This is a genomic window from Streptomyces sp. NPDC004031, from assembly GCF_053604375.1.
Genome location: NZ_JBSGHL010000141.1, coordinates 1 through 2,098, shown reverse-complemented (window position 1 = coordinate 2,098; position 2,098 = coordinate 1). Strand labels below are relative to the sequence as shown.

Here is a 2,098-nt window from a genome sequence, read left to right as displayed (position 1 = left end):
GATACCAGTACCCCGCATCCAACTCCGACGTATCGATCCGACCACCCGTCACCGTCGAATAGAACGCCACCCCACCAGCACGCGGCACCACCGGCCCCAGAACCTCCGCCAACTCCGCCTCGATCGGCTCCACCTGCGCCGAATGCGACGCATAATCCACCGGAATCCGCCGCACCCGAACCCCATCCGCCTCCGCCCCCGCAAAAAACACATCCAACGCCCCCACCTCACCGGCCACCACCGTCGAGACCGGCCCGTTCACCGCCGCCACACTCACCCCCGACACACCCTCCAACCGCCCCCGCACCTCCACCTCACCCAACGCCACCGACACCATCCCCCCCGAACCCGCCAACCGCACCAAAGCCCGCGAACGCAACGCCACCACCCGCGCACCGTCCGACAACGACAAACCACCCGCAACAACCGCAGCCGCAATCTCACCCTGCGAATGACCCACCACCGCATCCGGCACCACACCCAACGAACGCCACACCTCAGCCAACGACACCATCACCGCCCACAACACCGGCTGCACCACATCCACCCGCTCCAACGACGCAGCACCCACCACCCCCCGCAACACACCCGACAACGACCACTCCACAAACTCCGACAACGCCTCCTCACACTCACCCATCCGCGCCGCAAACACCTCCGACGAATCCAACAACTCCACCGCCATACCCACCCACTGCGACCCCTGCCCCGGAAACACAAACACCGTCCGCCCACCCACCACACGACCCCGCACCACACCCGACACCTCAACACCACCGGCCAACCCGGCCAGACCCGCCACCAGCTCCTCACGGCCAGACCCGAGCACCACCGCACGGTCCTCGAACACCCCCCGCGAACCCACCAACGACCGCCCCACATCCACCGGCGACACCTCACCGGCCGACACCACCTCCAGCAGCCGCCCGGCCTGCCCAACCACCGCACCCCCACCACGACCCGACACCACCCACGGCACCACCGAGGTACTGGTCTCGGTGTCGGTCTCGGCCTCGGTCTCGGTGTCGGTCGCGTGGACCTCCGGGGCCCTGTCCACGAAGGCGTCCGGCTGCTCGAGGATCACGTGCGCGTTCGTCCCGCTCAGGCCGAAGGAGGACACACCCACCCGGCGCGGGCGCCCGACGTCCTCCCACTCGCGGGCCTGGGTGAGGAGTTCCACCGCCCCGGTGTCCCATTCGACGTAGGGCGACGGTTCGCCGGCGTGCAGGGTCTGCGGCAGGACGCCGTGCCGCATCGCCATCACCATCTTGATCACGCTCGCAGCGCCCGCGGCCGCCTGCGTGTGTCCGATGTTGGACTTGATGGAGCCCAGCCACAGCGGCCGGTCCTCCGACCGCCCCTGCCCGTACGTCGCCAGCAACGCCTGCGCCTCGATCGGGTCACCCAGCCGCGTACCCGTCCCGTGCGCCTCGACGACGTCGACGTCCAGGGTGGTGAGGTGGGCGTTCGCCAGCGCCTGACGGATGACGCGTTCCTGCGAGGGACCGTTGGGTGCGGTGAGGCCGTTGGAGGCCCCGTCCTGGTTCACCGCACTGCCACGCACCACCGCCAGCACAGGGTGACCGAGGCGCTGGGCGTCGGACAGCCGCTCCAGCAGGACGAGACCGGCGCCCTCACCCCATGCGGTGCCGTCGGCATCGGCGGAGAAGGGCTTGCAGCGGCCGTCGGGGGCCAGGCCGCGCTGGTGGCTGAACTCCACGAAGGTGGTCGGGGTCGACATCACCGCGACGCCACCGGCCAGAGCCAGGCTGCATTCGCCCTGACGGAGGGACTGCGCGGCCAGGTGCAGGGCGACCAGCGAGGACGAGCACGCCGTGTCCACCGATACCGCCGGGCCCTCCAGCCCGAACGTATACGCGATCCGGCCCGACGCCACGCTGCCCGCGGTGCCGGTCGCGAAGAACCCGTCGAAGCCCTCCGATGCCTGCTGCATGCGCGAGCCGTAGTCGTTGTACATAACGCCGGCGAAAACTCCGGTGTCACTGCCGCGGACGGTGGCCGGATCGATACCCGCCCGCTCGAACGCCTCCCACGCCGTCTCCAACAGCAAACGCTGCTGCGGATCCGTCGCCACCGC

General features: G+C 69.6%; 1 protein-coding gene. It reads right to left on the bottom strand.

Features of this window, described 5'->3' with window-relative positions; translation table 11 throughout:
* Window positions 1–2,098: type I polyketide synthase (locus ACWERV_RS36645; RefSeq protein WP_452941209.1), on the bottom strand; the 2,098-nt coding region annotated here is incomplete at both ends.